This window comes from Enterobacter sp. HK169 (assembly GCF_001719105.1).
GTDB classification, from domain to species: Bacteria; Pseudomonadota; Gammaproteobacteria; order Enterobacterales; family Enterobacteriaceae; genus Enterobacter; species Enterobacter asburiae_B.
In genome coordinates this window covers 1,314,990-1,336,850 of record NZ_CP017087.1, presented here as the reverse complement: position 1 = coordinate 1,336,850, position 21,861 = coordinate 1,314,990, and the positions used below count along the sequence as shown (strand labels likewise).

Here is a 21,861-nt window from a genome sequence, read left to right as displayed (position 1 = left end):
AAAGCCCAACAGTTATGTTTATCGCGATGGTCTGGCGGCCATCAGTACAGTTAACTCACAGAAGTCATTAGCGAATGAAAATAACAATCTCCGGAACAGGGTATGTCGGTCTTTCTAACGGCATTCTGATTGCCCAGAATCATGAAGTGGTTGCGCTGGATATCGTGCAGGCCAAAGTGGATATGCTCAATCAGAAAAAATCGCCGATTGTGGATAAAGAAATTCAGGACTATCTCAGCAATAAATCGCTGAATTTCCGCGCCACGACAGATAAAGAAGATGCATACCGCGATGCTGATTACGTCATCATTGCGACGCCTACTGACTACGATCCTAAAACCAATTACTTCAACACCTCAACTGTAGAGGCGGTGATCAAGGACGTTATCGCGATCAACCCTGATGCGGTGATGGTTATTAAATCGACCATTCCTGTTGGGTTTACCAAATCTATTAAAGAAAAGTTCGGTATTGATAATATCTTCTTCTCGCCTGAATTCCTGCGTGAGGGGAGAGCGCTTTACGATAACCTGCATCCTTCGCGTATCGTCATTGGCGAACGTTCAGAGCGCGCTGAACGCTTTGCTGCGCTGCTTCAGGAAGGCGCAGTGAAGAAAGATATTCAGGTGCTGTTCACAGACTCCACCGAAGCTGAGGCGATTAAGCTCTTCGCGAATACCTACCTGGCAATGCGAGTGGCTTATTTCAATGAGCTGGACAGCTATGCAGAGAGTCTTGGCCTGAATACCCGCCAGATTATTGAAGGTGTGTGTCTCGACCCGCGTATTGGCAACCACTACAACAACCCGTCATTTGGCTACGGCGGCTATTGCCTGCCAAAAGATACTAAACAATTGCTGGCAAACTATCAGGCTGTGCCGAACAACCTCATTTCGGCGATTGTTGACGCTAACCGTACACGTAAAGATTTCATCTCCGATTCCATCCTTGCGCGTCAACCGAAAGTGGTCGGCGTATACCGTCTGATCATGAAGAGTGGCTCCGATAATTTCCGCGCCTCTTCCATTCAGGGGATCATGAAGCGCATTAAGGCGAAAGGGGTTGAGGTTGTTATCTATGAGCCTGCCATGCCGGACGATCAGTTCTTCAATTCCCGGGTGATCCGCGATCTGGATGCCTTTAAGAAAGAAGCCGATGTCATCATTTCAAACCGCATGGCGGAAGAGCTGGCTGACGTGGCGGATAAGGTTTATACCCGCGATCTGTTTGGTAGCGACTGATTCTCTGCGTTATTTTGTAAAAAACCCGGCTGAATTGCCGGGTTTTTTATTTTCAAACCTTGTAGAAATCGCGGTACCAGCCGACGAAGTTCTTCACCCCTTCTTTAACCGAGGTTTGCGGTTTAAATCCGATCACCTTATAAAGCGCCTCGGTATCGGCACTGGTTTCCAGAACATCGCCTGGCTGGAGAGGTAGCATGTTTTTCTCTGCTTTTTTACCCAGCGCGTCTTCCAGGGCGGTAATGTAATCCATCAGTTCGACTGGCGAGCTGTTACCGATGTTGTAGACCCGGTAAGGCGCTGAACTGGTCGCCGGGGAGCCGGTCTCAACGGTCCAGTTTGTGTCTGATTGAGGAATAACATCCTGCAGACGAATAATTGCTTCAGCGATGTCATCAATGTACGTGAAGTCGCGCTTCATCTTACCGTAGTTATAGACATCGATGCTTTTGCCTTCAATGATCGCTTTAGTAAACTTAAATAGCGCCATGTCCGGGCGTCCCCACGGACCGTACACGGTGAAGAAGCGCAGGCCGGTGGTCGGCAAGTTGTAAAGATGCGAATAGGTGTGCGACATCAACTCGTTGGCTTTTTTGGTCGCGGCATAGAGCGAGACCGGGTGATCCACGGAGTCGTCAGTGGAGAAAGGCATCTTGCGGTTGAGACCGTATACTGAGCTCGATGAGGCATACAGAAGATGCTGAACATTGTTATGGCGGCAGCCTTCCAGCACGTTGAGATGCCCAATAAGGTTGGCATCTGCATACGCGTGAGGGTTTTCAAGAGAGTAGCGTACACCCGCCTGCGCGGCCAGATGAATCACACGATCAAACTTCTCACTGGCGAAAAGCGTGGCCATATCTTCCCGGTCAGCTAATTCCAGCTTGTGGAAGGTGAAACTCTCAGATTTTAACAGTTCCAGGCGCGCCAGCTTCAGGTTGACATCGTAGTATTCATTGAGGTTATCGATACCAACAACCTGATGACCAGCCTCAAGGAGGCGTTTACTGACATTCGCACCGATAAAACCTGCAGCGCCCGTGACTAAAAATTTCATAGCTTCCCTCATAAACCCTATTTTATAGATGCCGTAACGCATCACATGGCGTCTATGATAGCGCGAAGGGTGTAAGTTACATAACCCATCTTTCCGATATTACTCATCGGATTCTTATAGAAAAATCGCCAGTAATGGATAAACTATACAAACAAAATTATGTTTGCCCTTTTTTATCAGTTAGGGATTGTATGACGCAAAATAACAATAGCCAGGTCAGCCGAGGCAATGACCCGGAGCAAATTGATTTACTTGATTTAATGCTGCAGCTGTGGCGTGGGAAGTGGGTGATAGCAGCCTTTGTTGTTGTTTGTATCGCCCTGGCAATTGGATATTTATCCGTTGCAAAAGAAAAGTGGACCTCTAGCGCAATTATTGCACAACCTGACGCAGCTCAGATTGCCAGCTATTCTAATGCGTTGAATATCCTGTATGGTACCGCCGCACCTACAATGAATGACAACCAAACGCGTGCTATCGGCCGTTTTAGCGCCTCATTCTCGGCGTTGTCGCAGGCGCTTGAAAACCAGGCTGTACCTGAAAAACTGACGATTGAGCCCAAGGTTAAAGACCAGCCATTCCCGTTAATTGTATCGTATACCAGTTCATCGGCAGAAGCCGCGCAAAAGCAGCTAGCGCAGTACATTCAGCAGGTTGATGAGCAAACGGCTAAAGAACTCGCCGCTGACCTTAATGACAATATTAAGGAGCAGATAAAGACCCTGAACGATTCTCTGAAAAACCAGGAGAAGGTCGCTCAGGAGCAAAAAGATCTGCGTATCAAACAGATTGCTGAGGCACTCAAGAACGCTGAAGCGGCGAAAATTACCTCGCCTCAGCTTCAGCAAACCCAGGAGGTGACTCAGGAAACATTGTTCCTTCTGGGAAGTGAGGGGCTGAAATCAATGATTGACAACGAAGCTTCTCTCCCGTTGGTCTTTCCCAGAGCTTATTACCAGACCAGGCGAAATCTGCTGGACATCCAGAATCTGAGCGTTAACCCAGACTCGATCCACGTTTACCGTTATGTCATGAAGCCGGAACTCCCTGTACGACGTGACAGCCCGAAAAAAGCAATTACTCTTATTCTTGCTGTACTGCTGGGCGGGTTGCTTGGTTCCGGTTTTGTGCTTGGCCGCAGCGCATTGCGCAACTACAAACCAAAAGTCTGATTTGCAGATAAAAAAAACCGGGGATATTCCCCGGTTTTTTTATTTGTGACGTTTGCGAAGATTCTCTATCACCGCCGTCAAATCCAGCTCCTGATCCTGCAGCAGCACCAGCAGGTGATACATCAAATCAGACGCTTCATTCGTCAGCTCCTCGCGGTCATGCACGGTTGCGGCCAGCGCCGTCTCAACGCCTTCTTCTCCAACCTTCTGTGCGATGCGCTTTGTTCCGCTGGCGTACAGCTTCGCGGTGTAGGAACTTTCAGGATCCGCCGTTTTACGCTCTGCCAGCAGCTGTTCCAGTTGATACAGGAACAACCACTGGTGGCTCGCCTCGCCGAAGCAGCTGCTGGTGCCCTTATGGCAGGTTGGGCCGATTGGGTTTGCCAGCACCAGCAGGGTGTCGTTATCGCAGTCAGGCGTTATGCTCACTACATTCAGGAAATGACCCGAGGTTTCGCCTTTGGTCCACAGGCGCTGTTTCGTGCGCGAGTAGAAGGTCACTTTGCCGCTGTCGATTGTTTTCGCCAGCGCGTCCTGGTTCATATACCCCAGCATCAACACTTCGCCTGAGACGGCATGCTGGACAACCACCGGCAGTAACCCGTCAGTTTTTTCCCAGTCCAGCTGCGCCTGTTGTTGCTCTGTTAACATACCCTGATCTCCACGCCCTGGTCGGCCAGGTACGTTTTTAACTCACCAATATTAATAATCTGTTTGTGGAACACGGACGCGGCCAGCGCGCCGTCCACGTTCGCATCGCGGAAGGCTTCAAGAAAGTGTTCCATGGTGCCCGCGCCGCCGGAGGCGATCAGCGGAACGTGGCAGACCGCACGGACTTTTTTCAGCTGCTCGAGGTCATACCCGTTACGCACGCCGTCCTGGTTCATCATGTTGAGGACAATTTCGCCCGCGCCACGCTTCTGCACTTCCTGCACCCAGTCGAGCGTTTCCCACTGCGTCACGCGCGTGCGGCTTTCATCTCCGGTGTACTGGTTCACGTGGTACTTGCCCGTTGCGGCGTCATACCAGGTGTCGATCCCAACCACAATACACTGCACGCCAAAACGATCGGCGAGGCGGGTGATCAGCTCCGGGTCGGCCAGGGCAGGGGAGTTAATCGAAATCTTGTCGGCGCCAAACGAGAGAATTTTGGCCGCGTCGTCTGCGGACTTAATCCCGCCCGCCACGCAGAACGGAATGTCGATCACTTCCGCCACGCGTGCCACCCAGCTTTTGTCGACCACGCGGCCATCGCTGGACGCGGTAATATCGTAGAACACCAGCTCGTCTGCGCCTTCATCAGCATAGCGTTTTGCCAGCGGAACGATGTCGCCAATGATCTCGTGGTTGCGGAACTGCACGCCTTTCACGACCTGGCCGTCACGTACGTCCAGGCAAGGGATTATCCGTTTTGCCAGCATTGAATCGCCTCCGTCACAGTAAATTTACCTTCCAGCAGGGCCCGACCCACAATCACACCCTTCACACCGGTACCGCGCAGCGCGGCCACGTCGCCTATATCACCAATTCCGCCCGAAGACTGGAACGCTACCTGCGGATACCGTGCGCAGACCTCTTCATACAGCGAGACGTTAGAGCCCGCCAGCGTTCCGTCCCGGGAGATGTCCGTACACAACACGTGCTTCAGGCCAACGGGGAGATAGATATCGACCAATTCTTCCAGCGTCACGCCGGAGTTTTCCTGCCAGCCGCTCACGGCAACCTGCTTATTACCCTGTTCGTCAATACGCACGTCCAGCGCCAGCACCAGGGCATCGGCACCAAAGCGGCGGAACCAGCCTTTCACTGTCTCAGGATCTTTCACGGCGGTTGAACCCACCACCACGCGGGCCACGCCAGCGTCCAGCAGCGCCGCGACGTCATCTTCCGTACGCACGCCGCCGCCGACCTGGACGGGCACATCAACGCCCGCAACAAGTTGTTTTAGCAGTGGGATCTGGCGCTTCGCCGGATCTTTCGCGCCCGTCAAATCCACCAGGTGCAGTACCTGCGCACCCTGAGCGGCATAACCCTGCAGACGCGGCAGCGGGTCGTTTCCGTAGTCGCGCTGCTGGCCGTAATCGCCCTGATGCAGACGGACAACCGTACCGTCAATTAAATCTAACGCGGGAATAATCATCACATCTCCAGGAAGTTTTTCAGCAGCTGCGCGCCCGCGGCGCCAGATCGCTCCGGGTGAAACTGTACACCGAAGAAATTGTCTTTCTGTACGGCCGCCGTAAACGCCTCGCCGTAGGTGCACTGGGCGATCGTATTCACGTTCACCGGCATGGCGTAGCTGTGCACGAAGTAAAAATACGCGCCGTCTTCGATGCCGCGAAATAGCCTGTCGCCCGCTTTGGCGTAGACGCGGTTCCAGCCCATATGCGGCAGAGGCAGGCCGCGATCGGTCATTTTCGGCACGTCTTCATCAATAATGCCCAGCAGGTCAACGCCGTTGCTCTCTTCGCTGCGGCGGCCCAGGATCTGCATGCCCAGACAAATGCCCAGTACCGGTTGGGTACAGGCTTTGATCAGGTCGACCAGCTCTCGTTCGCGAATCTGATCCATCGCCGCCTGCGCGGTGCCCACGCCCGGTAAAAAGAGTTTGTCGGCGCGCAGCACCACGTCCGGGTCACGGCTTACCACCGGCTCATAGCCGTGGCGCGCAATCGCCGATTTGACGGAGTTCAGGTTGGCGCATCCGGTATCCAGAATGACCACGTTCATTACAGCACTCCTTTCGATGAAGGCAGGGCGTCACCTTCCACGCGAATTGCCTGGCGCAGGGTACGGCCAAAGGCTTTAAAGAGACTCTCCACGCGGTGGTGGTCGTTCTTGCCCTTGGTCTTCAGGTGCAGCGTCAGGCCCATGGTGTAGGACAAGGAGCGGAAGAAGTGCTCCACCATTTCGGTGCTCAGATCGCCCACGCGCTGGTAGGTGAAATCAGCTTTGTATTCCAGGTGCGGACGGCCGGAGATGTCCATCGCGCAGCGCGCCAGACACTCGTCCATCGGCAGGACAAAGCCGAAACGGTTAATGCCGCGCTTGTCGCCGAGCGCCAGCTTCAGGGCTTCACCCAGCGCCAGGCCGGTATCTTCCACGGTGTGGTGATCGTCTATGTAGAGATCGCCTTTTACCGTAATTTCCATGCGGAAACCGCCGTGGGTGGCAATCTGGTCCAGCATGTGATCGAAGAAACCGACGCCGGTGTGGATCTTGCTGCCGCCTTCACGGTCCAGCCAGACCTTCACATCAATCTGCGTCTCTTTGGTGTTGCGCTCTACGTGGGAATAGCGGTCGCGCTTTGTCAGCTGCTCGCCAATCTTCGCCCAGTTAAGGTTGTTGCGATCGTAGCGCAGCCCCGCGATGCCCATGTTTTCCGCCAGCGTGATATCGGTGATGCGATCGCCGATGACATAGCTGTTGGTTTTATCCAGCGCATCTTCAGCCAGGTAGTGCTCTACCAGCTTCACCTTTGGCTTACGGCAGTCACACTCGTCGGCCGGCATGTGCGGGCAAATCAGCACTTCATCAAATACCACGCCCTGAGAGGTCAGCACCTGCATCATCAGATTATGCGGGCCGTCAAAGTCCGCCTGCGGGAAGCTGTCGGTACCCAGACCATCCTGGTTGGTGATCATCACCAGCTTAAAGCCTGCTTTTTGCAGCTTAAGCAGCACCGGGATCACGTCCGGTTCAAAAGCCAGCTTGTCGAATCGGTCGACCTGAAAATCGGCTGGTGGCTCCGAAATAAGGGTGCCGTCACGATCGATGAAAAGGATCTTCTGGGTCATACTTTCTCCGCTTTCAGGGCGTCAATCACGCGCTGGCTCTCTGCATGGGTGCCTACGGTAATGCGCAGGCAGCCGCTCAGAGAAGGTTGTTTATTCTGGTCTCGTAAGATAATGCCCTGATCCCATAAAGATTTAAATACGGCACTCGATGCGGTGAAGCGCACCAGGATGTAGTTAGTTTCCGAGTCGAATACCTGCTCCACGCAAGGGATATCCTTCAGGGCGGTCACCAGATACTGACGTTCCTCCAGAATTTGCGCCACGCGCTCGCGCATCGCGTTGATCCCCTGAGGCGTTAGCGCCTGTGCCGCAATATCGGCAACCGGCGTTGAGAGCGGGTACGGGGCGATCACTTTCAGCAGCAGGTCGATGACCTCTTTATTCGCCAGCGTAAAGCCGCAGCGCAGACCCGCAAGGGCAAAGGCTTTCGACAGCGTGCGCAGCACCACCAGGTGCGGATACTCTTCCAGCCAGCCTGCCAGCGTCGCCTGTGGGCAGAACTCGATGTAGGCTTCGTCGGCAACCACCAGCGCTTTACCGCGCGTCATTTCCAGCAAAGTGCGGATATCCTGCGGGTTGATAATCTGTCCGGTCGGGTTGTTCGGGCTACAGACAAACACCACTTTTACGCCATCGAGATTGTCGGCAATCCCCTGAAGATCCAGCTGCCAGTTCTCCAGCGCCTGCACGTTGCGACACGCTACGCCGAAGGTTTCCGCGCTGACGCTGTACATGCCGTAGGTAGGCTGGCAGTACATCACCGCGTCTTTGCCCGGCTCGCAGAAGGCGCGGATCAGCAGTTCAATGCCCTCATCCGCGCCGCGGCTGACCAGCACCTGCTCTGGCTTCACGCCCGCGTACTGCGCGTAGTTTTCAATAACGGCCTTTGGCTGACACTCCGGATAGCGGTTCAGCGTTTGCTGCGACAGTTCAAACTGCACCGCCGTCGGGAATTCGTTGGCGTTCAGCCAGACATCCCCTTTACCGCCCAGACGACGCGCCGACTGGTAAGGCGTCAGGCGACGGACATTTTCGCGGGCTAACTCTTCAATGTTCATGCTTGCTCCTTCAGGGCTGCAACGCGCAGCGTAACGGCATTTTTGTGGGCGGTCAGCCGCTCGGCGGCGGCCAGGGTTTCAATAGTAGACGCCAGTGACGCAAACCCTTCGCGGGAGAGCTCCTGCACGGTCATGCGTTTCTGGAAATCCGCCAGGCCCAGGCTCGAACAGGTAGAGGTGTAGCCATACGTGGGCAGCACGTGGTTGGTGCCGGAGGCGTAATCGCCCGCGGACTCCGGTGACCAGTCGCCGAGGAACACCGAGCCCGCGCTGGTAATGCTGTCAACCAGATCGCGCGCGTTGCGGGTCTGAATGATCAGGTGCTCCGGGCCGTACTGGTTGGAGATGGTAATACACTGGTCCAGGTCGCGCGCCACAATCAGGCGGCTGGCCGCTAGCGCCTGACGTGCCGTGTCGGCGCGGGGCAGGTCGGCAAGCTGGCGCTCAACGGCTTCGCCCACGCATTTCGCCATATCGGCGTCCGGCGTCAGCAGGATGACCTGCGAGTCCGGGCCGTGTTCCGCCTGAGAAAGCAGGTCGGAGGCCACGAAGTCCGGCGTTGCGCCGCTGTCGGCAATCACCAGCACTTCAGACGGGCCGGCAGGCATATCGATGGCCGCGCCGTCCAGACGCTGGCTGACCTGGCGCTTGGCTTCGGTCACGTACGCATTGCCCGGGCCAAAAATTTTGTCGACCTTCGGAATGGATTCTGTGCCAAACGCCAGGGCCGAAATCGCCTGCGCGCCGCCCACTTTATAGACCGCCTGCACGCCGCACAGCTTCGCCGCATAAAGGATCTCGTCGGCAATCGGTGGCGGAGAACACAGCACCACTTTCTGACACCCGGCAATTCGCGCGGGTGTCGCCAGCATCAGTACGGTGGAGAAAAGCGGGGCAGAGCCGCCAGGGATATAGAGGCCAACGGACGCAACCGGGCGCGTGACCTGCTGGCAACGCACGCCGGGCAGGGTTTCTACATCCACGGTCTGCAGCTTTTGCGCGGTGTGGAATGTATCAATGTTTTTCACCGCGACGGCCATCGCCTGCTTGATATCGTCACCCAGACGATTGCTGGCATCAATGATTTCCTGCTCGGTAACCCGTAATGCGCCAACTTCCGTCTTGTCAAACTTCGCGCTGTATTCACGCAGCGCGTCATCGCCACGGGCTTTGACGTTATCCAGGATCTCCGCCACGGTGCGTGAGATGCTCTCAGAGGCGGAAATCGCCGGGCGCATCAGCAGCTCGCGCTGCTGTGCGTCGCTACAGGTATTCCAGTCGATGATTGTGTTAAAGCTCATGGCCATTACTCCATCATCTTCTCAATAGGCAGCACCAGGATGGAGCTTGCGCCCAGCGCCTTCAGTTTTTCCATGGTTTCCCAGAACAGGGTTTCGCTGCTCACCATGTGCATCGCCACGCGCTGCTGATCGCCCGCCAGCGGCAGGATGGTTGGACGCTCAGCGCCCGGCAGCAGGGCTATCACTTCATCCAGACGCTCGGTTGGGGCGTGCATCATGATGTATTTGGACTCACGCGCCTGAATCACGCCCTGAATGCGGGTCAGCAGCTTGTCGATCAGCTGCTGCTTGGCGTCGGCCATGTCGCCGTCGCGCTGAATCAGGCACGCTTTAGAGCGGTAGATCACTTCTACTTCGCGCAGACCGTTGGCTTCCAGCGTCGCGCCGGTAGAGACGAGGTCACAGATGGCGTCCGCCAGACCCGCACGCGGCGCCACTTCAACGGAGCCGTTCAGCAGACAGGATTTAAACTGCACGCCTTTCTGGTCGAGATAACGCTTTAACAGGTGAGGGTAAGAGGTGGCGATACGTTTGCCGTTCAGCGCGGCCGGGCCGTCCCACGCTTCGTCAACCGGCGTAGCCAGGGACAGGCGGCAGCCGCCGAAGTCCAGACGACGGAGGGTGAAGTAACGCGGATCTTCACCCTGCGCGCGGCGGGTCAGCAGCTCTTCTTCCAGCACGTTTTCCCCGATAATGCCGAGGTCAACGACGCCATCCATGACCAGGCCGGGAATATCGTCATCACGCACGCGCAGAATGTCGATGGGCATGTTTTCAGCCAGAGCAATCAGGCGCTGGGTGTGCAGGTTAATTTTAATCCCGCAGCGGGCCAGCAGTTCGCGTGAGTCATCGCTCAAACGGCCTGATTTTTGAATAGCTATGCGTAAGCGTGAGTTATCTAACATTCTTTATTCCTCGTTAACCTGTTTTAACCTGCCTGAATTTGGTCCAAAAAAAAGCCCCCGGAAGAAGATCTTCCGGGGGCTTTTTCATGCGTTCATGCACCACTGGAAGATCCAAACGTCTTCCAGCACACATCGCCTGAAAGACTAGTCAGGATGATGGTGATGATGGTGGTGTTTAAATTGAACGCGTGTCATATAAATTCTCGATGAATGCTTATTCATTTGATGTCTTTTAACCTAAACCAGTTGTACGACATATTGCAAGGGCTTTTTTTGATCATTAATTCATTTCATATTGATGCTATGAATTGTGTGTTCTGCCGGGCTGGCGTAGCCTTATAAAAGACGAGTGAGAGTCAGGAGAATTCGCATGAAAAAGGTCGCGATTGTCGGTTTAGGGTGGCTGGGAATGCCGCTGGCGATGTCATTAGCCGCGAAAGGCTGGCAGGTGACCGGGAGCAAAACCACGGCGGATGGGGTAGAGGCAGCGCGCATGTGCGGTATTGATGGCGTTGAGCTGCGCCTTGAACCGGAGCTGGTGTGTGATGCTGACGATCTGGACACGCTGATGAACGTCGATGCGCTGGTGATCACGCTCCCCGCGCGGCGCAGTGGCCCGGGCGAGTCGTTTTATCTGCAGGCGATGCAGGAGATCGTCGACAGCGCGCTGGCGCACCATGTTCCGCGCATCATTTTTACCAGCTCGACGTCGGTGTATGGCGAAGTTGAGGGCGTGGTGAAAGAGAGTTCCGAGCGCCGTCCCGTGACGGCGAGCGGTCAGGTTCTGAAAGAGCTGGAAGACTGGCTGCATAATCTTCCCGGCACGCAGGTCGATATCGTCCGTCTGGCGGGGCTGGTGGGTCCAGGCCGCCATCCGGGACGCTTTTTTGCCGGTAAGTCTGCGCCAGACGGCCAGCATGTCGTCAATCTTGTGCATCTTGACGATGTTGTTGCTGCGATTGAGCTACTCTTACAGGCTCCGAAAGGTGGACACATCTATAATATATGTGCACCTTCTCATCCGGCACGCAGCACGTTTTACCCGCTGATGGCACGTCAGCTGGGTCTGGCTCCGCCGGTTTTTGGTGAGGCAAAGGATGACAGCAAAGGCAAAATTGTTGATGGCAATCGCATTTGTCATGAGCTGGGGTTTGAGTATCAGTATCCCGATCCGCTGGTGATGCCCATGGAATAAGACCCGCAGCGGAGACGATCGCGCACCAGAAGGGGGCGAGCATGAAACCGCTGCTGGATGTTCTTATTATTCTGGATGCTCTGGAAAAAGAGGGGAGCTTTGCCGCTGCGTCAGCAAAGCTCTACAAAACCCCATCTGCGTTGAGCTATACCGTTCAAAAACTGGAAAGCGATCTCAATATCCAGATCCTCGATCGCACCGGGCACCGCGCACGTTTCACCCGTACCGGACAGATGCTGCTGGAAAAAGGCCGTGAAGTCCTCCATACCGTTCGTGAACTCGAAAAGCAGGCCGTAAAACTCCATCAGGGGTGGGAAAACGAGCTGGTTATTGGCGTGGATGATACCTTTCCGTTTTCTCTCCTGACGCCGCTGATTGAAGCCTTCTATCAACACCACAGCGTGACCCGGCTTATTTTTATCAACGGCGTGCTGGGGGGCTCCTGGGATGCCTTAACGCAGGGCAGGGCGGATATTTTTGTCGGTGCACTCCATGAGCCTCCCCAGCTGAGTGATTTTGGTTTTGCCCGGCTGGGCGTACTGGAGCAGGTATTTGCCGTAGCGCCCCATCATCCTCTGGCTCAGGAGCCAGAGCCTGTTAACCGTCGCGTGATTAAAGGCTATCGCGCCATCGTGGTCGGGGACAGCTCTCGTCCGGAATGCTCGGTCTCCTCGCAGCTGCTTGATGAGCAGGAGGCCATTACCGTTTTCGACTTTAAAACCAAGCTGGAACTGCAAATAAGCGGCCTGGGCTGCGGCTATTTACCGCGCTATCTGGCGCAGCGGTTTATTGACAGCGGCGCGCTTGTTGAAAAACAGGTACTTGCTCAAAGCAGTAATGAATCGGTGTGGGTAGGCTGGAATGAACAAACTGCCGGGCTTGCAAGCGCCTGGTGGCGAGACGAGATTTTAGCAAATAGTGCTATCGCCGCCGTTTACTCTCAGCCCGACGTCCAGAAATCAGCCAGTTAGTAAAAAGAAAATTGTCCCATGCTTTGCAAAGTATTGCCTTTTGTATCCGATGTGGGGCAAAATGCCGCCGCTGCAACCAAATGAATAATCGACGATATAAAAGGCGTCGGTTATTTTTTTTTGCATGTACGAAACGAAACTAAAAACCAAGAGGCCGGGCTTCGTACCGGATAGATATTTACTAAAATCCGACAGTTGTTGTCGCTGAGGAAGAAAGAAATGGGGCAATTTTTCGCTTACGTGGCGGTTATCACCGTAAAGGAGAATAACTATGTCGCATAACGCAACTCCAAACACCTCTCGCGTGGAATTACGTAAAACGCTTACGTTGATTCCGGTTGTTATGATGGGCCTTGCCTATATGCAACCGATGACGCTGTTCGATACATTCGGTATCGTATCAGGCCTCACAGACGGTCATGTGGCAACGGCGTACGCCTTTGCGCTGGTCGCCATTCTCTTTACTGCGCTGAGCTACGGTAAACTGGTTCGCCGTTTCCCGTCTGCAGGCTCTGCCTATACCTATGCCCAAAAATCCATCAGCCCGGCGGTTGGCTTCATGGTGGGCTGGTCATCTCTGCTGGACTATCTGTTCATGCCGATGATCAATATTCTGCTGGCAAAAATTTACTTCGAAGCGCTGGTGCCTTCTGTTCCATCGTGGATCTTCGTTGTCGCGCTGGTGGCCTTTATGACCATCTCTAACCTGCGCAGCATCAAGACCGTGGCGAACTTCAACACCCTGATTGTTATACTGCAGATGGGTATTGTGGCGGTTATCGTTGGCCTGATCATCTACGGTGTTTCTCACGGTGAAGGTGCAGGTACGCTGACCAGCACGCGTCCATTCTGGTCTGAAGGTGCGCACGTTGTGCCGATGATTACCGGTGCGACGATTCTGTGCTTCTCGTTCCTGGGCTTTGACGGTATCTCTTCTCTGTCCGAAGAGACCAAAGATGCTGAGCGCGTGATCCCGAAAGCGATTTTCCTGACAGCGCTGATTGGCGGCCTGATCTTTATCGGAGCTTCCTACTTCCTGCAGCTGTACTTCCCGGACATCTCTCGCTTTAAAGATCCAGATGCGTCACAGCCTGAAATCATGCTGTATGTTGCGGGTAAAACCTTCCAGTGGGGCGTGCTGATCTTCTCCAGCGTGACCGTACTGGCGTCCGGCATGGCGGCACACGCAGGCGTTTCTCGTCTGATGTACGTGATGGGCCGTGACGGCGTATTCCCAACCCGTTTCTTTGGCTACGTTCATCCGAAATGGCGTACTCCGGCGTGGAACGTGCTGCTGGTTGGAGCTATTGCCCTGCTGGCGATTAAATTCGACCTGGTGACGGCGACCGCGCTGATTAACTTCGGTGCGCTGGTGGCGTTTACCTTCGTTAACCTCTCCGTGATCTCACAGTTCTGGATCCGTGAGAAGCGCAACAAAACGCTGAAAGACCACTTCAACTATCTGGTGCTTCCAGTATGTGGTGCCCTGACCGTGGGCGCGCTGTGGATTAACCTGGAAGAGAGCTCTATGGTTCTGGGTCTGATCTGGGGTGCTATCGGTTTGGTTTACCTGGCCTGCGTCACGAAGAGCTTCCGTAACCCGGTTCCTCAGTACGAAGACGTCGCGTAATGACTCGCCGGGTGGCGCTAGCGCTTGCCCGGCCTACAAAACGACACACCCGTTGGCCTGTGCCAGCGGGCAAAAAAAGCCGGAGACATCGCCTCCGGCTTTTTTTATACCCCTCGCTCAGACAATCTCTTGAGCGTACTGGAACAGGGATTTCAACAGCGCCTGTTTCTCAGCATTCCCCTCATACTGGCCATAAAGCATTTCCAGCTCCTGGGCATAGCTATTAAGGAACTCAGGGGTAAAGACATTGCGACGATGCTGCAGCCAGCGATCCTGCTCAGCCTCGTCCAGCGTGCCGGGGAAGTTACGCGCGCGGTAGTTAAACATCAGCTTTTCGATGCGTTTATCGGCAAAGGTGATATCCAGCGCCGGCAGGTTACGCGGCTCGGTTTGCAGAACGATATTCATCGCCGCGCGGTCGGCATCGCTGAAGAAGCCGTTGTAGAGCTGGGCATCCACGTTTTCAGACGGCACGAACGGCTCCGCCTCGGCAAAGATAGCAACTACTTTCTCGCGCACCTGCGGGTTATCGCGCAGCACTTTCAGGTTATCGAGGCAGCGCTGACGGTTAATGCCCAGTCTGTCCGCATCTTCCGGGCGCAGCGTATTCGCCTGCGCGAGTACCGGACATTTATTGATATGCACCAGTTTGACCGGCACCGCGGGCAGATCGCCGAGTTCATTTTTCGGGGTATAGAGCCGTTCGCGCAGGGTATCGCTGTCGAGCTCCAGCAGCGGCGAAATATCGCCGGCTAAATCCACCATGATGACCGCATTACGGTTGTCCGGATGCCACGCCAGCGGGGCGACCCAGCTGGTATTACCGCGCCAGGCACCAAACATGCCGGAAATATGCACCAGGGGTTTCATCTGCGGCACGTCGATAAGGGTCATCAGCTTCTGCTTGCTGCGGTGGCTCAGCAGATACTCAAACAGCCGGGGCTGCGCGTTTTTCACCAGCTTCGCCATGGCAATGGTGGCATAGACGTCCGCCATCGCGTCGTGGGCATTGCTGTGCTCGATGCCGTTGGCGCGCGTCAGGTGTTCCAGCCGGAAGCTGGTCAGCCCTTCCTCGTTTTCCGGCCAGTTAATGCCCTCAGGACGCAGGGCATAACAGGCGCGCATGATGTCGAGCAAATCCCAGCGTGAATTGCGGTTCTGCCAGCTCCAGGCATAGGGATCGTAGAAGTTGCGATAGAAGATGTTGCGCGTTACTTCGTCATCGAAGCGGATGTTGTTGTAACCGACCACGCAGGTATTGGGGACGGTAAACAGATCGTGGATGCGTCGGGCGAATTCTGCCTCGTTAACGCCTTTCTCGCGCGCTTCCTGAGGCGTGATCCCGGTGACCATGACCGCCCCGGGCTGCGGCAGGTAGTCATCAGCCGGCTTGCAGTAAAAGACCTCAGGCTCGCCAATAATGTTGAATTCGTCGTCGGTACGGATGGCGGCAAACTGCGCCGGTCGGTCCAGCGCCGGGTGTGTGCCAAAGGTTTCGTAGTCATGGAATAAAAAAGTCGGGCGAGCGGCAGAGTCAGACACCAGTAATACCATCCTGTTAAAAAATGACGTCACTATGGTAAACGATCGTGCGGTTCAGACCGAATAAAAAGCACCTCCGTGACGCAAATTTGCGCGCCAGCTTCAGAGAAAAACCTGTGCTCTGTCACATTTTTTTGCAATTAAGCCAGGTAACGACATCAGAACTCCCGTAAAAAGGTCATCGATTTTTAATGACCTGAGGATATACCGTTGAAACGCCGTCTGTTTATTGCTGTTTCTTTACTCGCTTCGAGTGTCTCATCTGCTTTTGCGGCCGAACCACTGGATTTTTCGCCGCAGCCTCCGGCCATTCAGGCTGGCTCCTGGGTGCTGATGGACTACACGACTGGTCAGATCTTAACGGCGGGCAACGAACATCAACAACGTAATCCGGCGAGCCTGACCAAGTTGATGACGGGGTATGTGGTTGATCGGGCCATTGATAGCCATCGCATTACGCCGGACGATATTGTCACCGTCGGGCGTGACGCGTGGGCAAAAGGCAACCCGGTTTTTGACGGCTCATCGCTGATGTTCCTGAAAGAGGGCGATCGCGTCTCCGTGCGTGATTTAAGCCGCGGTCTGATTGTCGATTCCGGCAACGACGCCTGCGTGGCGCTGGCCGATCACGTGGCGGGCGGTCAGCCGCAGTTTGTGAAGATGATGAACGACTACGTGCAGAAGCTGAACCTGCGCGATACGCACTTTGAAACCGTCCACGGGCTGGACGCGCCGGGCCAGCACAGCTCGGCCTATGACCTGGCCGTACTCTCCCGGGCCATCATTCACGGCGAGCCTGAGTTTTACCATATGTACAGCGAAAAGAGCCTGACCTGGAACGGGATCACCCAGCAAAACCGTAACGGCCTGCTGTGGGATAAAACCATGAACGTGGACGGGCTTAAAACGGGGCACACCTCGGGGGCGGGCTTTAACCTGATTGCGTCCGCCGTTGACGGCCAGCGCCGTTTAATCGCGGTGGTGATGGGGGCGGACAGCCCGAAGGGGCGTGAGGACCAGGCCCGGAAACTGCTGCACTGGGGGCAGCAGAACTTCGATACGGTGCAAATCCTGCATAGCGGTAAAAAAGTGGGGACAGAGCGTATCTGGTACGGCGATAAGGAGCAGGTGAAACTGGGCACCGACCAGGACTTCTGGCTGGCCTTGCCGAAAGCGGAAGTGCCGAACATCAAAGCCAAATACGTGCTGGATAAAAAAGAGCTGGAAGCGCCGATTGCTGCGCATCAGCGGGTCGGGGAGATCCAGCTCTATGACCGTGACAAGGTGGTGGCGCACTGGCCGCTGGTGACGCTGGAAGCCGTTGATAAGGGCGGACTGTTCTCTCGCATGAGCGATTATCTCCACCACACGCTTTAACCGCTGATGGGCAGACTGGCAGGGTTGCGAGTCTGCTCACATAATAAACACTCCTCGTTTGCCGATAATAGTAATCCAGCTTTATAGTGTATAAATATACAGTGATAAATGGAGGCAGCATGGACTACAGCATCAAGCAGCAACAGAAACGTAAGATTGCCGGTTTTCATTTGGTCGGACCGTGGGAACAAACGGTTAAACAGGGCTTTGAACAGCTGGTGATGTGGGTGGACGGGCGCCACATTGAGCCGCTGGAGTGGGTTGCGGTCTACTACGATAACCCCGATGAGGTCCCGGCAGAAAAACTGCGCTGCGATACGGCCGTTACGGTACCGGATGATTTCGTTATTCCGGAAAACAGCGAAGGCGTCATGATGACGGAAATCGCGGCCGGGGATTATGCCGTGGCGACGGCGCGCGTGGAAAACTACGACTTCGCCACGCCGTGGTATCAGTTCTTCAACTCTCTGCTGCAGGACAATAAGTACCAGATGGCGCTTAAACCCTGCTTCGAACGCTATCTCAATGACGGCAATGCAGACGGCTACTGGGATATCGAAATGTATATCGCGGTAGAGCATAAAACGGCTTAAGCCTGCTAAATGAAGGGTTTTTCAGCCGGGAGCGATCCGCCCGGCTGAAAACACAGTACAATTGTGATTTGCCGTGTAGCTGGAGAGCGGGTGTGCGTCCCGACAAATCATTAACCCCTTTTGAAATTCGCTTGTACAAACATTACCGCGTGGTGCATGGGTGCCGCATCGCGCTGGCGTTCGTATTGACGTTTGTACTGGTCCGTTTGCTTGATGTTCCGGAAGGGACGTGGCCGCTGATCACCCTGGTGGTGGTGATGGGGCCCATCTCGTTTTGGGGGAACGTTGTTCCGCGCGCCTTTGAGCGAATTGGCGGGACGGTTTTAGGCTCGGCCCTTGGGCTTATTGCCCTGAAGCTGGAGCTCATCTCATTTCCCGTGATGCTGGCATGGTGCGGGGCCGCCATGTTCCTGTGCGGCTGGCTGGCGTTGGGCAAAAGACCGTATCAGGCCTTGCTGATTGGGATTACTCTCGCGGTGGTTGTCGGTGCGCCCGCCGGGGATATGACCACCGCGCTGTGGCGAAGCGGGGATGTCATCCTGGGGTCACTGCTGGCCATGCTCTTCACCGGCATCTGGCCGCAGCGCGCTTTTCTGCACTGGCGTATTCAGATGGCGAACTACGTCACCGCCTTTAACCGCGTCTATCAGGCCGGTTTTTCCCCGAATCTGGTCGAACGTCCCCGGCTGGAAAAGCATCTGCAAACAATCCTCAACGACGTGGTCAAAATGCGCGGCCTGATCACGCCCGCCAGCAAAGAAACCCATATTCAGAAATCGATTTTCGAAGCCATCCAGACGGTAAGCCGCAATCTGGTCTGCATGCTTGAACTGCAAATCAACGCCCACTGGGCCTCGCGTCCCAGCCATCTGTTGATGCTTAACGCGCAGACTCTCAAAGAGACCCAGCAGATGACGCAGCAAACGCTGTTGACCATCGCCCATGCGCTCTATGAAGGGAACCCGCAGCCGATACTGGCCAACAGCGAGCGGCTGAATGAGATCGTCGCGGAGCTGAAGCAGTTAATCAATGAACGCCAGAGCGACAACGTTGCGGAAACGCCTATTCATGGCTACGTCTGGCTGAGCATGGAACTGGCGCGTCAGCTTGAGCTGTTATCGCACCTTATTTGCCGGGCGCTGCGCAAATAAAAGGCGTATGTGACGGCTGCTGCTTCGATTCAGCAGCAATTGGGGTTATGATAGCTTTAAACGATATACTCATTGTCATTCGCAGCCGCTGTCAGTAAGGTTATTGTTACAACGGTTGCCTTAACGAATCCGAATCTCACATTATCAGGGGTGTAAAAATGGAAACTACCAAGCCTTCGTTCCAGGATGTTCTGGAATTCGTCCGCCTGTTCCGCCGCAAAAACAAGCTGCAGCGTGAAATCCAGGACGTTGAGAAGAAGATCCGTGACAACCAGAAACGTGTTCTGCTCCTCGACAACCTGAGCGACTACATCAAGCCAGGTATGAGCGTTGAAGCTATTCAGGGCATTATCGCCAGCATGAAGAGCGACTATGAAGACCGCGTTGATGACTACATCATCAAAAACGCTGAGCTGTCCAAAGAGCGTCGTGACATCTCTAAAAAGCTGAAAGTGATGGGCGAAATCAAAAACGGCGAAGCAAAAAGCGAGTAATCGCAGCGAATAGTGAAAAAGGCTCTCTGGTGACAGAGAGCCTTTTTTTATGATTCAGAACGCGGCTGTAGCTGATAAATCCAGGCCTGAACCTGCTTGCCTTCAAGGGTGGTCACCGTGACCTCAACCCGATCGTAGCCGTCTTCAAATTCGTCCAGCATTTGCCAGTGTGCGGCAAGGTTATCCGAGATAAACAGATAGCCTTCGACGCGGGGGCCGTCAGGGTGGAGCACAATTCCCGGGAAGTCCGCCGCGGCGCCCCAGCCGCGTTCGTAAAACGTGCCGGATACGGAACCGGCCAGCCATTCGCCGCCGATGTCTTCAAGAATATGCGCATTAGAGTGGCCCGGGCGCAGCGTGCCGTAGACAAACAGAGCGTTCATTTTCCCTCATCCGCAAAGCAAAAAGCCTGCTTTAAAAGCAGGCTTTTTAAATTTGGCTCCTCTGACTGGACTCGAACCAGTGACATACGGATTAACAGTCCGCCGTTCTACCGACTGAACTACAGAGGAATCGTTGTGGAGGCTTATCTTAGCGGCGAAAAAACTTTTGTCAAACCTGATCTTAGGGAAAATCGACTGATTGCTGATTCTGTCGTCAGTTTGTTGTAAATCCACACATCTTTTTCTGGAAAATACTTTGCAGGATTAGCATTTGTCCCCCATCATTTGAAATGGAGTTTCAACTTTTCTCGCTAAGGTCCATTTTGAACGTCACTGCCTCCTTACGCCAGGCGATAACGCGCACGCCATGGTATGCAAAACGTAAAAGCTATCGTGTCCTGTTCTGGCGTGAAATCACCCCCCTTGCCGTGCCTATCTTCCTGGAAAATACCTGCGTTCTGCTGATGGGGGTTTTGAGCACCTTCCTGGTGAGCTGGCTGGGTAAAGAGGCGATGGCTGGGGTTGGGCTGGCGGACAGTTTTAACATGGTGGTGATCTCGTTCTTTGCCGCCATAGACCTCGGGACGACGGTGGTGGTGGCCTTTAGCCTCGGCAAGCTTGACCCCAAACGTGCACGCGAGGCGGCCCGCCAGTCGCTGATGATCATGACCATTTTTTCGATCGTTCTGGCGGCGGTGATCCACTATTTCGGTAAAGAGATTATCGATTTTGTCGCCGGGGAGGCCACTAACGAGGTTAAAGACCTGGCGCTGACCTACCTGGAAATGACCGTCTTAAGCTATCCGGCGGCGGCCATTGCGCTGATTGGCAGCGGTGCGCTGCGCGGGGCGGGCAACACCAAAATTCCGCTGCTGATCAACGGCGGGATGAATATCCTGAATATCATTATCAGCAGCGTGCTGATCTACGGCGTGTTCTCGTGGGAGGGGCTGGGGTTCGTCGGTGCCGGACTGGGGTTAACCATTTCACGCTATATCGGTGCGGCAGCCATCATCGGGGTGCTGATGGCGGGGATTACCCCCTCGCTGCGTCTGACGCTAAAAAGCTATTTCCGCCCCTTTAATTTCGCCATTATCTGGGAAGTGATGGGGATCGGCATTCCCGCGAGCATAGAATCGGTGTTGTTCAACGGCGGGAAGCTGCTCACGCAGATGTTTGTTGCCGGGATGGGCACCGACGTTATCGCCGGTAACTTTATCGCCTTCTCTATTGCCTCGCTGATTAACCTGCCGGGTAACGCGCTGGGTTCAGCATCCACCATTATTACGGGTAAGCGGCTCGGGAAAGGGCAGATAGGCCAGGCGGAGCGGCAGCTGCGGCACGTGTTCTGGTTGTCGACCATTGGACTGACGCTGATCGCCTGGGGAACCGCGCCGTTTGCCGGGCTGATGGCCTCGTTCTATACCCACGAAGACGACGTTAAAGAGGTTGTTAAGATCCTCATCTGGCTCAACGCGGCCTTTATGCCCATCTGGGCGGCCTCATGGGTATTACCCGCCGGGCTGAAAGGGGCGCGCGATGCCCGCTTTGCGATGTGGGTATCGATGCTCGGCATGTGGGGATGTCGCGTTGTCGCGGGGTATACGCTCGGGGTGATGCTCGGATGGGGTGTGGTCGGCGTCTGGCTGGGGATGTTCCTCGACTGGGCCGTGCGGGGCGCGCTGTTCTACTGGCGGATGGTCAGCGGACGATGGCTGTGGAAATATCCGCGAAAAAATGCCTGACAATTGCGCGAAGTGGAGAATAATTCGGCAAACGATCGGAAATGTGCATTCTGCCTTTGACATCCCGGGGGAGCATCGATAATATGCGCCCCGTTCACACGATTCCTCTGTAGTTCAGTCGGTAGAACGGCGGACTGTTAATCCGTATGTCACTGGTTCGAGTCCAGTCAGAGGAGCCAAATTTGAAAAGCCTGCTTTTAAAGCAGGCTTTTTGCTTTTCTGCATCTGGTAAAATTGTCGGGTGGCGGC

At 54.9% G+C, this 21,861-nt stretch carries 23 protein-coding genes, 2 tRNA genes and 1 other annotated feature; of the genes, 12 read left to right on the top strand and 13 right to left on the bottom strand.

Annotated features, from left to right (window positions below; all coding sequences use genetic code 11):
- Positions 1 to 74 precede the first annotated feature (74 nt).
- A complete protein-coding gene (gene ugd / locus EnteroDNA1_RS06450; protein WP_033145958.1) occupies positions 75 to 1,241 on the top strand; it encodes a UDP-glucose 6-dehydrogenase in 1,167 nt (388 codons plus the stop codon).
- Positions 1,242 to 1,293: 52 nt separating this feature from the next.
- Here the strand turns inward: ugd and EnteroDNA1_RS06445 are convergent, their stop codons facing one another.
- Positions 1,294 to 2,298 (bottom strand): NAD-dependent epimerase, encoded by a 1,005-nt coding sequence (locus EnteroDNA1_RS06445; RefSeq protein WP_069303054.1) that lies wholly within the window; start codon positions 2,296 to 2,298, stop codon positions 1,294 to 1,296.
- A gap of 191 nt (positions 2,299 to 2,489) precedes the next feature.
- Between EnteroDNA1_RS06445 and wzzB the strand changes: the two genes are divergently transcribed.
- Complete coding sequence (gene wzzB, locus EnteroDNA1_RS06440) at positions 2,490 to 3,470, top strand: LPS O-antigen chain length determinant protein WzzB (RefSeq protein ID WP_064672783.1); 981 nt, start codon at positions 2,490 to 2,492, stop codon at positions 3,468 to 3,470.
- Positions 3,471 to 3,509: 39 nt separating this feature from the next.
- On the opposite strand, the gene hisIE is transcribed toward wzzB, so the two are convergent.
- The 9 genes from hisIE to hisL form a co-directional block, all read right to left on the bottom strand.
- On the bottom strand, positions 3,510 to 4,121 hold the full coding sequence (gene hisIE, locus EnteroDNA1_RS06435; RefSeq protein WP_069303053.1) for a bifunctional phosphoribosyl-AMP cyclohydrolase/phosphoribosyl-ATP diphosphatase HisIE: 612 nt from the start codon (positions 4,119 to 4,121) through the stop codon (positions 3,510 to 3,512).
- Positions 4,115 to 4,891: an imidazole glycerol phosphate synthase subunit HisF gene (gene hisF / locus EnteroDNA1_RS06430; RefSeq protein WP_023330862.1), complete on the bottom strand. Its 777-nt coding sequence runs from the start codon at positions 4,889 to 4,891 to the stop codon at positions 4,115 to 4,117. The genes hisIE and hisF overlap by 7 nt, the downstream gene beginning before the upstream one ends.
- Entirely contained in the window at positions 4,873 to 5,610 is a 738-nt protein-coding gene (gene hisA, locus EnteroDNA1_RS06425) for a 1-(5-phosphoribosyl)-5-[(5-phosphoribosylamino)methylideneamino]imidazole-4-carboxamide isomerase (RefSeq protein WP_064672782.1), read from the bottom strand. Before hisA ends, hisF begins: the two co-directional genes overlap by 19 nt.
- On the bottom strand, positions 5,610 to 6,200 hold the full coding sequence (gene hisH / locus EnteroDNA1_RS06420) for an imidazole glycerol phosphate synthase subunit HisH (protein WP_032636077.1): 591 nt from the start codon (positions 6,198 to 6,200) through the stop codon (positions 5,610 to 5,612). The genes hisA and hisH overlap by 1 nt, the downstream gene beginning before the upstream one ends.
- Positions 6,200 to 7,267, bottom strand: a complete 1,068-nt coding sequence (gene hisB / locus EnteroDNA1_RS06415) for a bifunctional histidinol-phosphatase/imidazoleglycerol-phosphate dehydratase HisB (protein WP_064672781.1) — start codon at positions 7,265 to 7,267, stop codon at positions 6,200 to 6,202. The genes hisH and hisB overlap by 1 nt, the downstream gene beginning before the upstream one ends.
- The gene (gene hisC, locus EnteroDNA1_RS06410; protein WP_045356756.1) at positions 7,264 to 8,325 is read right to left on the bottom strand and encodes a histidinol-phosphate transaminase; all 1,062 of its coding nucleotides are present in this window, start codon (positions 8,323 to 8,325) and stop codon (positions 7,264 to 7,266) included. The genes hisB and hisC overlap by 4 nt, the downstream gene beginning before the upstream one ends.
- A complete protein-coding gene (hisD, locus tag EnteroDNA1_RS06405) occupies positions 8,322 to 9,626 on the bottom strand; it encodes a histidinol dehydrogenase (protein WP_069303919.1) in 1,305 nt (434 codons plus the stop codon). Before hisD ends, hisC begins: the two co-directional genes overlap by 4 nt.
- A gap of 5 nt (positions 9,627 to 9,631) precedes the next feature.
- Positions 9,632 to 10,531, bottom strand: coding sequence for an ATP phosphoribosyltransferase (gene hisG / locus EnteroDNA1_RS06400; RefSeq protein WP_028018500.1), 900 nt, complete (start codon positions 10,529 to 10,531; stop codon positions 9,632 to 9,634).
- Positions 10,532 to 10,576: 45 nt separating this feature from the next.
- Positions 10,577 to 10,700: a sequence feature (His leader region), on the bottom strand.
- Entirely contained in the window at positions 10,676 to 10,726 is a 51-nt protein-coding gene (gene hisL, locus EnteroDNA1_RS22310) for a his operon leader peptide (protein ID WP_001364200.1), read from the bottom strand. Its footprint overlaps the feature before it by 25 nt.
- Before the next feature lie 175 nt (positions 10,727 to 10,901).
- Here hisL and EnteroDNA1_RS06395 point away from each other — a divergent pair, with 175 nt between their 5' ends.
- From EnteroDNA1_RS06395 to EnteroDNA1_RS06385, 4 genes are all read left to right on the top strand, one after another.
- On the top strand, positions 10,902 to 11,726 hold the full coding sequence (locus EnteroDNA1_RS06395; protein ID WP_024908072.1) for an SDR family oxidoreductase: 825 nt from the start codon (positions 10,902 to 10,904) through the stop codon (positions 11,724 to 11,726).
- A 41-nt stretch (positions 11,727 to 11,767) separates the two neighbouring features.
- Complete coding sequence (locus tag EnteroDNA1_RS06390) at positions 11,768 to 12,697, top strand: LysR substrate-binding domain-containing protein (protein WP_069303052.1); 930 nt, start codon at positions 11,768 to 11,770, stop codon at positions 12,695 to 12,697.
- 219 nt (positions 12,698 to 12,916) lie between these two features.
- Positions 12,917 to 12,979, top strand: a complete 63-nt coding sequence (yoeI, locus tag EnteroDNA1_RS22305) for a membrane protein YoeI (RefSeq protein WP_099458931.1) — start codon at positions 12,917 to 12,919, stop codon at positions 12,977 to 12,979.
- Positions 12,969 to 14,327 carry an APC family permease gene (locus EnteroDNA1_RS06385; RefSeq protein WP_023336236.1) on the top strand — a complete coding sequence of 453 codons (1,359 nt, stop codon included), beginning with the start codon at positions 12,969 to 12,971 and terminating at the stop codon, positions 14,325 to 14,327. The genes yoeI and EnteroDNA1_RS06385 overlap by 11 nt, the downstream gene beginning before the upstream one ends.
- A 117-nt stretch (positions 14,328 to 14,444) precedes the next feature.
- Here EnteroDNA1_RS06385 and sbcB read toward each other — a convergent pair whose 3' ends face one another.
- Positions 14,445 to 15,881, bottom strand: a complete 1,437-nt coding sequence (gene sbcB, locus EnteroDNA1_RS06380) for an exodeoxyribonuclease I (RefSeq protein ID WP_370650855.1) — start codon at positions 15,879 to 15,881, stop codon at positions 14,445 to 14,447.
- A gap of 198 nt (positions 15,882 to 16,079) precedes the next feature.
- Between sbcB and dacD the strand changes: the two genes are divergently transcribed.
- From dacD to EnteroDNA1_RS06360, 4 genes are all read left to right on the top strand, one after another.
- Positions 16,080 to 17,246, top strand: a complete 1,167-nt coding sequence (dacD, locus tag EnteroDNA1_RS06375; protein ID WP_032658759.1) for a serine-type D-Ala-D-Ala carboxypeptidase DacD — start codon at positions 16,080 to 16,082, stop codon at positions 17,244 to 17,246.
- Positions 17,247 to 17,365: 119 nt separating this feature from the next.
- A complete protein-coding gene (sbmC, locus tag EnteroDNA1_RS06370) occupies positions 17,366 to 17,839 on the top strand; it encodes a DNA gyrase inhibitor SbmC (RefSeq protein WP_033145946.1) in 474 nt (157 codons plus the stop codon).
- 92 nt (positions 17,840 to 17,931) lie between these two features.
- On the top strand, positions 17,932 to 18,990 hold the full coding sequence (locus EnteroDNA1_RS06365) for an FUSC family protein (RefSeq protein WP_023312358.1): 1,059 nt from the start codon (positions 17,932 to 17,934) through the stop codon (positions 18,988 to 18,990).
- A gap of 158 nt (positions 18,991 to 19,148) precedes the next feature.
- A complete protein-coding gene (locus EnteroDNA1_RS06360; protein WP_008499467.1) occupies positions 19,149 to 19,484 on the top strand; it encodes a DUF496 family protein in 336 nt (111 codons plus the stop codon).
- Positions 19,485 to 19,531: 47 nt separating this feature from the next.
- On the opposite strand, the gene EnteroDNA1_RS06355 is transcribed toward EnteroDNA1_RS06360, so the two are convergent.
- Positions 19,532 to 19,867: a gamma-glutamylcyclotransferase family protein gene (locus tag EnteroDNA1_RS06355; RefSeq protein WP_033145944.1), complete on the bottom strand. Its 336-nt coding sequence runs from the start codon at positions 19,865 to 19,867 to the stop codon at positions 19,532 to 19,534.
- Positions 19,868 to 19,920: 53 nt separating this feature from the next.
- A tRNA-Asn gene (locus EnteroDNA1_RS06350) sits at positions 19,921 to 19,996 on the bottom strand.
- A 161-nt stretch (positions 19,997 to 20,157) separates the two neighbouring features.
- Between EnteroDNA1_RS06350 and emmdR the strand changes: the two genes are divergently transcribed.
- Both emmdR and EnteroDNA1_RS06340 read left to right on the top strand, forming a co-directional pair.
- Positions 20,158 to 21,612: a multidrug efflux MATE transporter EmmdR gene (gene emmdR / locus EnteroDNA1_RS06345; protein ID WP_123244567.1), complete on the top strand. Its 1,455-nt coding sequence runs from the start codon at positions 20,158 to 20,160 to the stop codon at positions 21,610 to 21,612.
- A gap of 103 nt (positions 21,613 to 21,715) precedes the next feature.
- Positions 21,716 to 21,791 (top strand) — tRNA-Asn (locus EnteroDNA1_RS06340).
- Positions 21,792 to 21,861 lie beyond the last annotated feature (70 nt).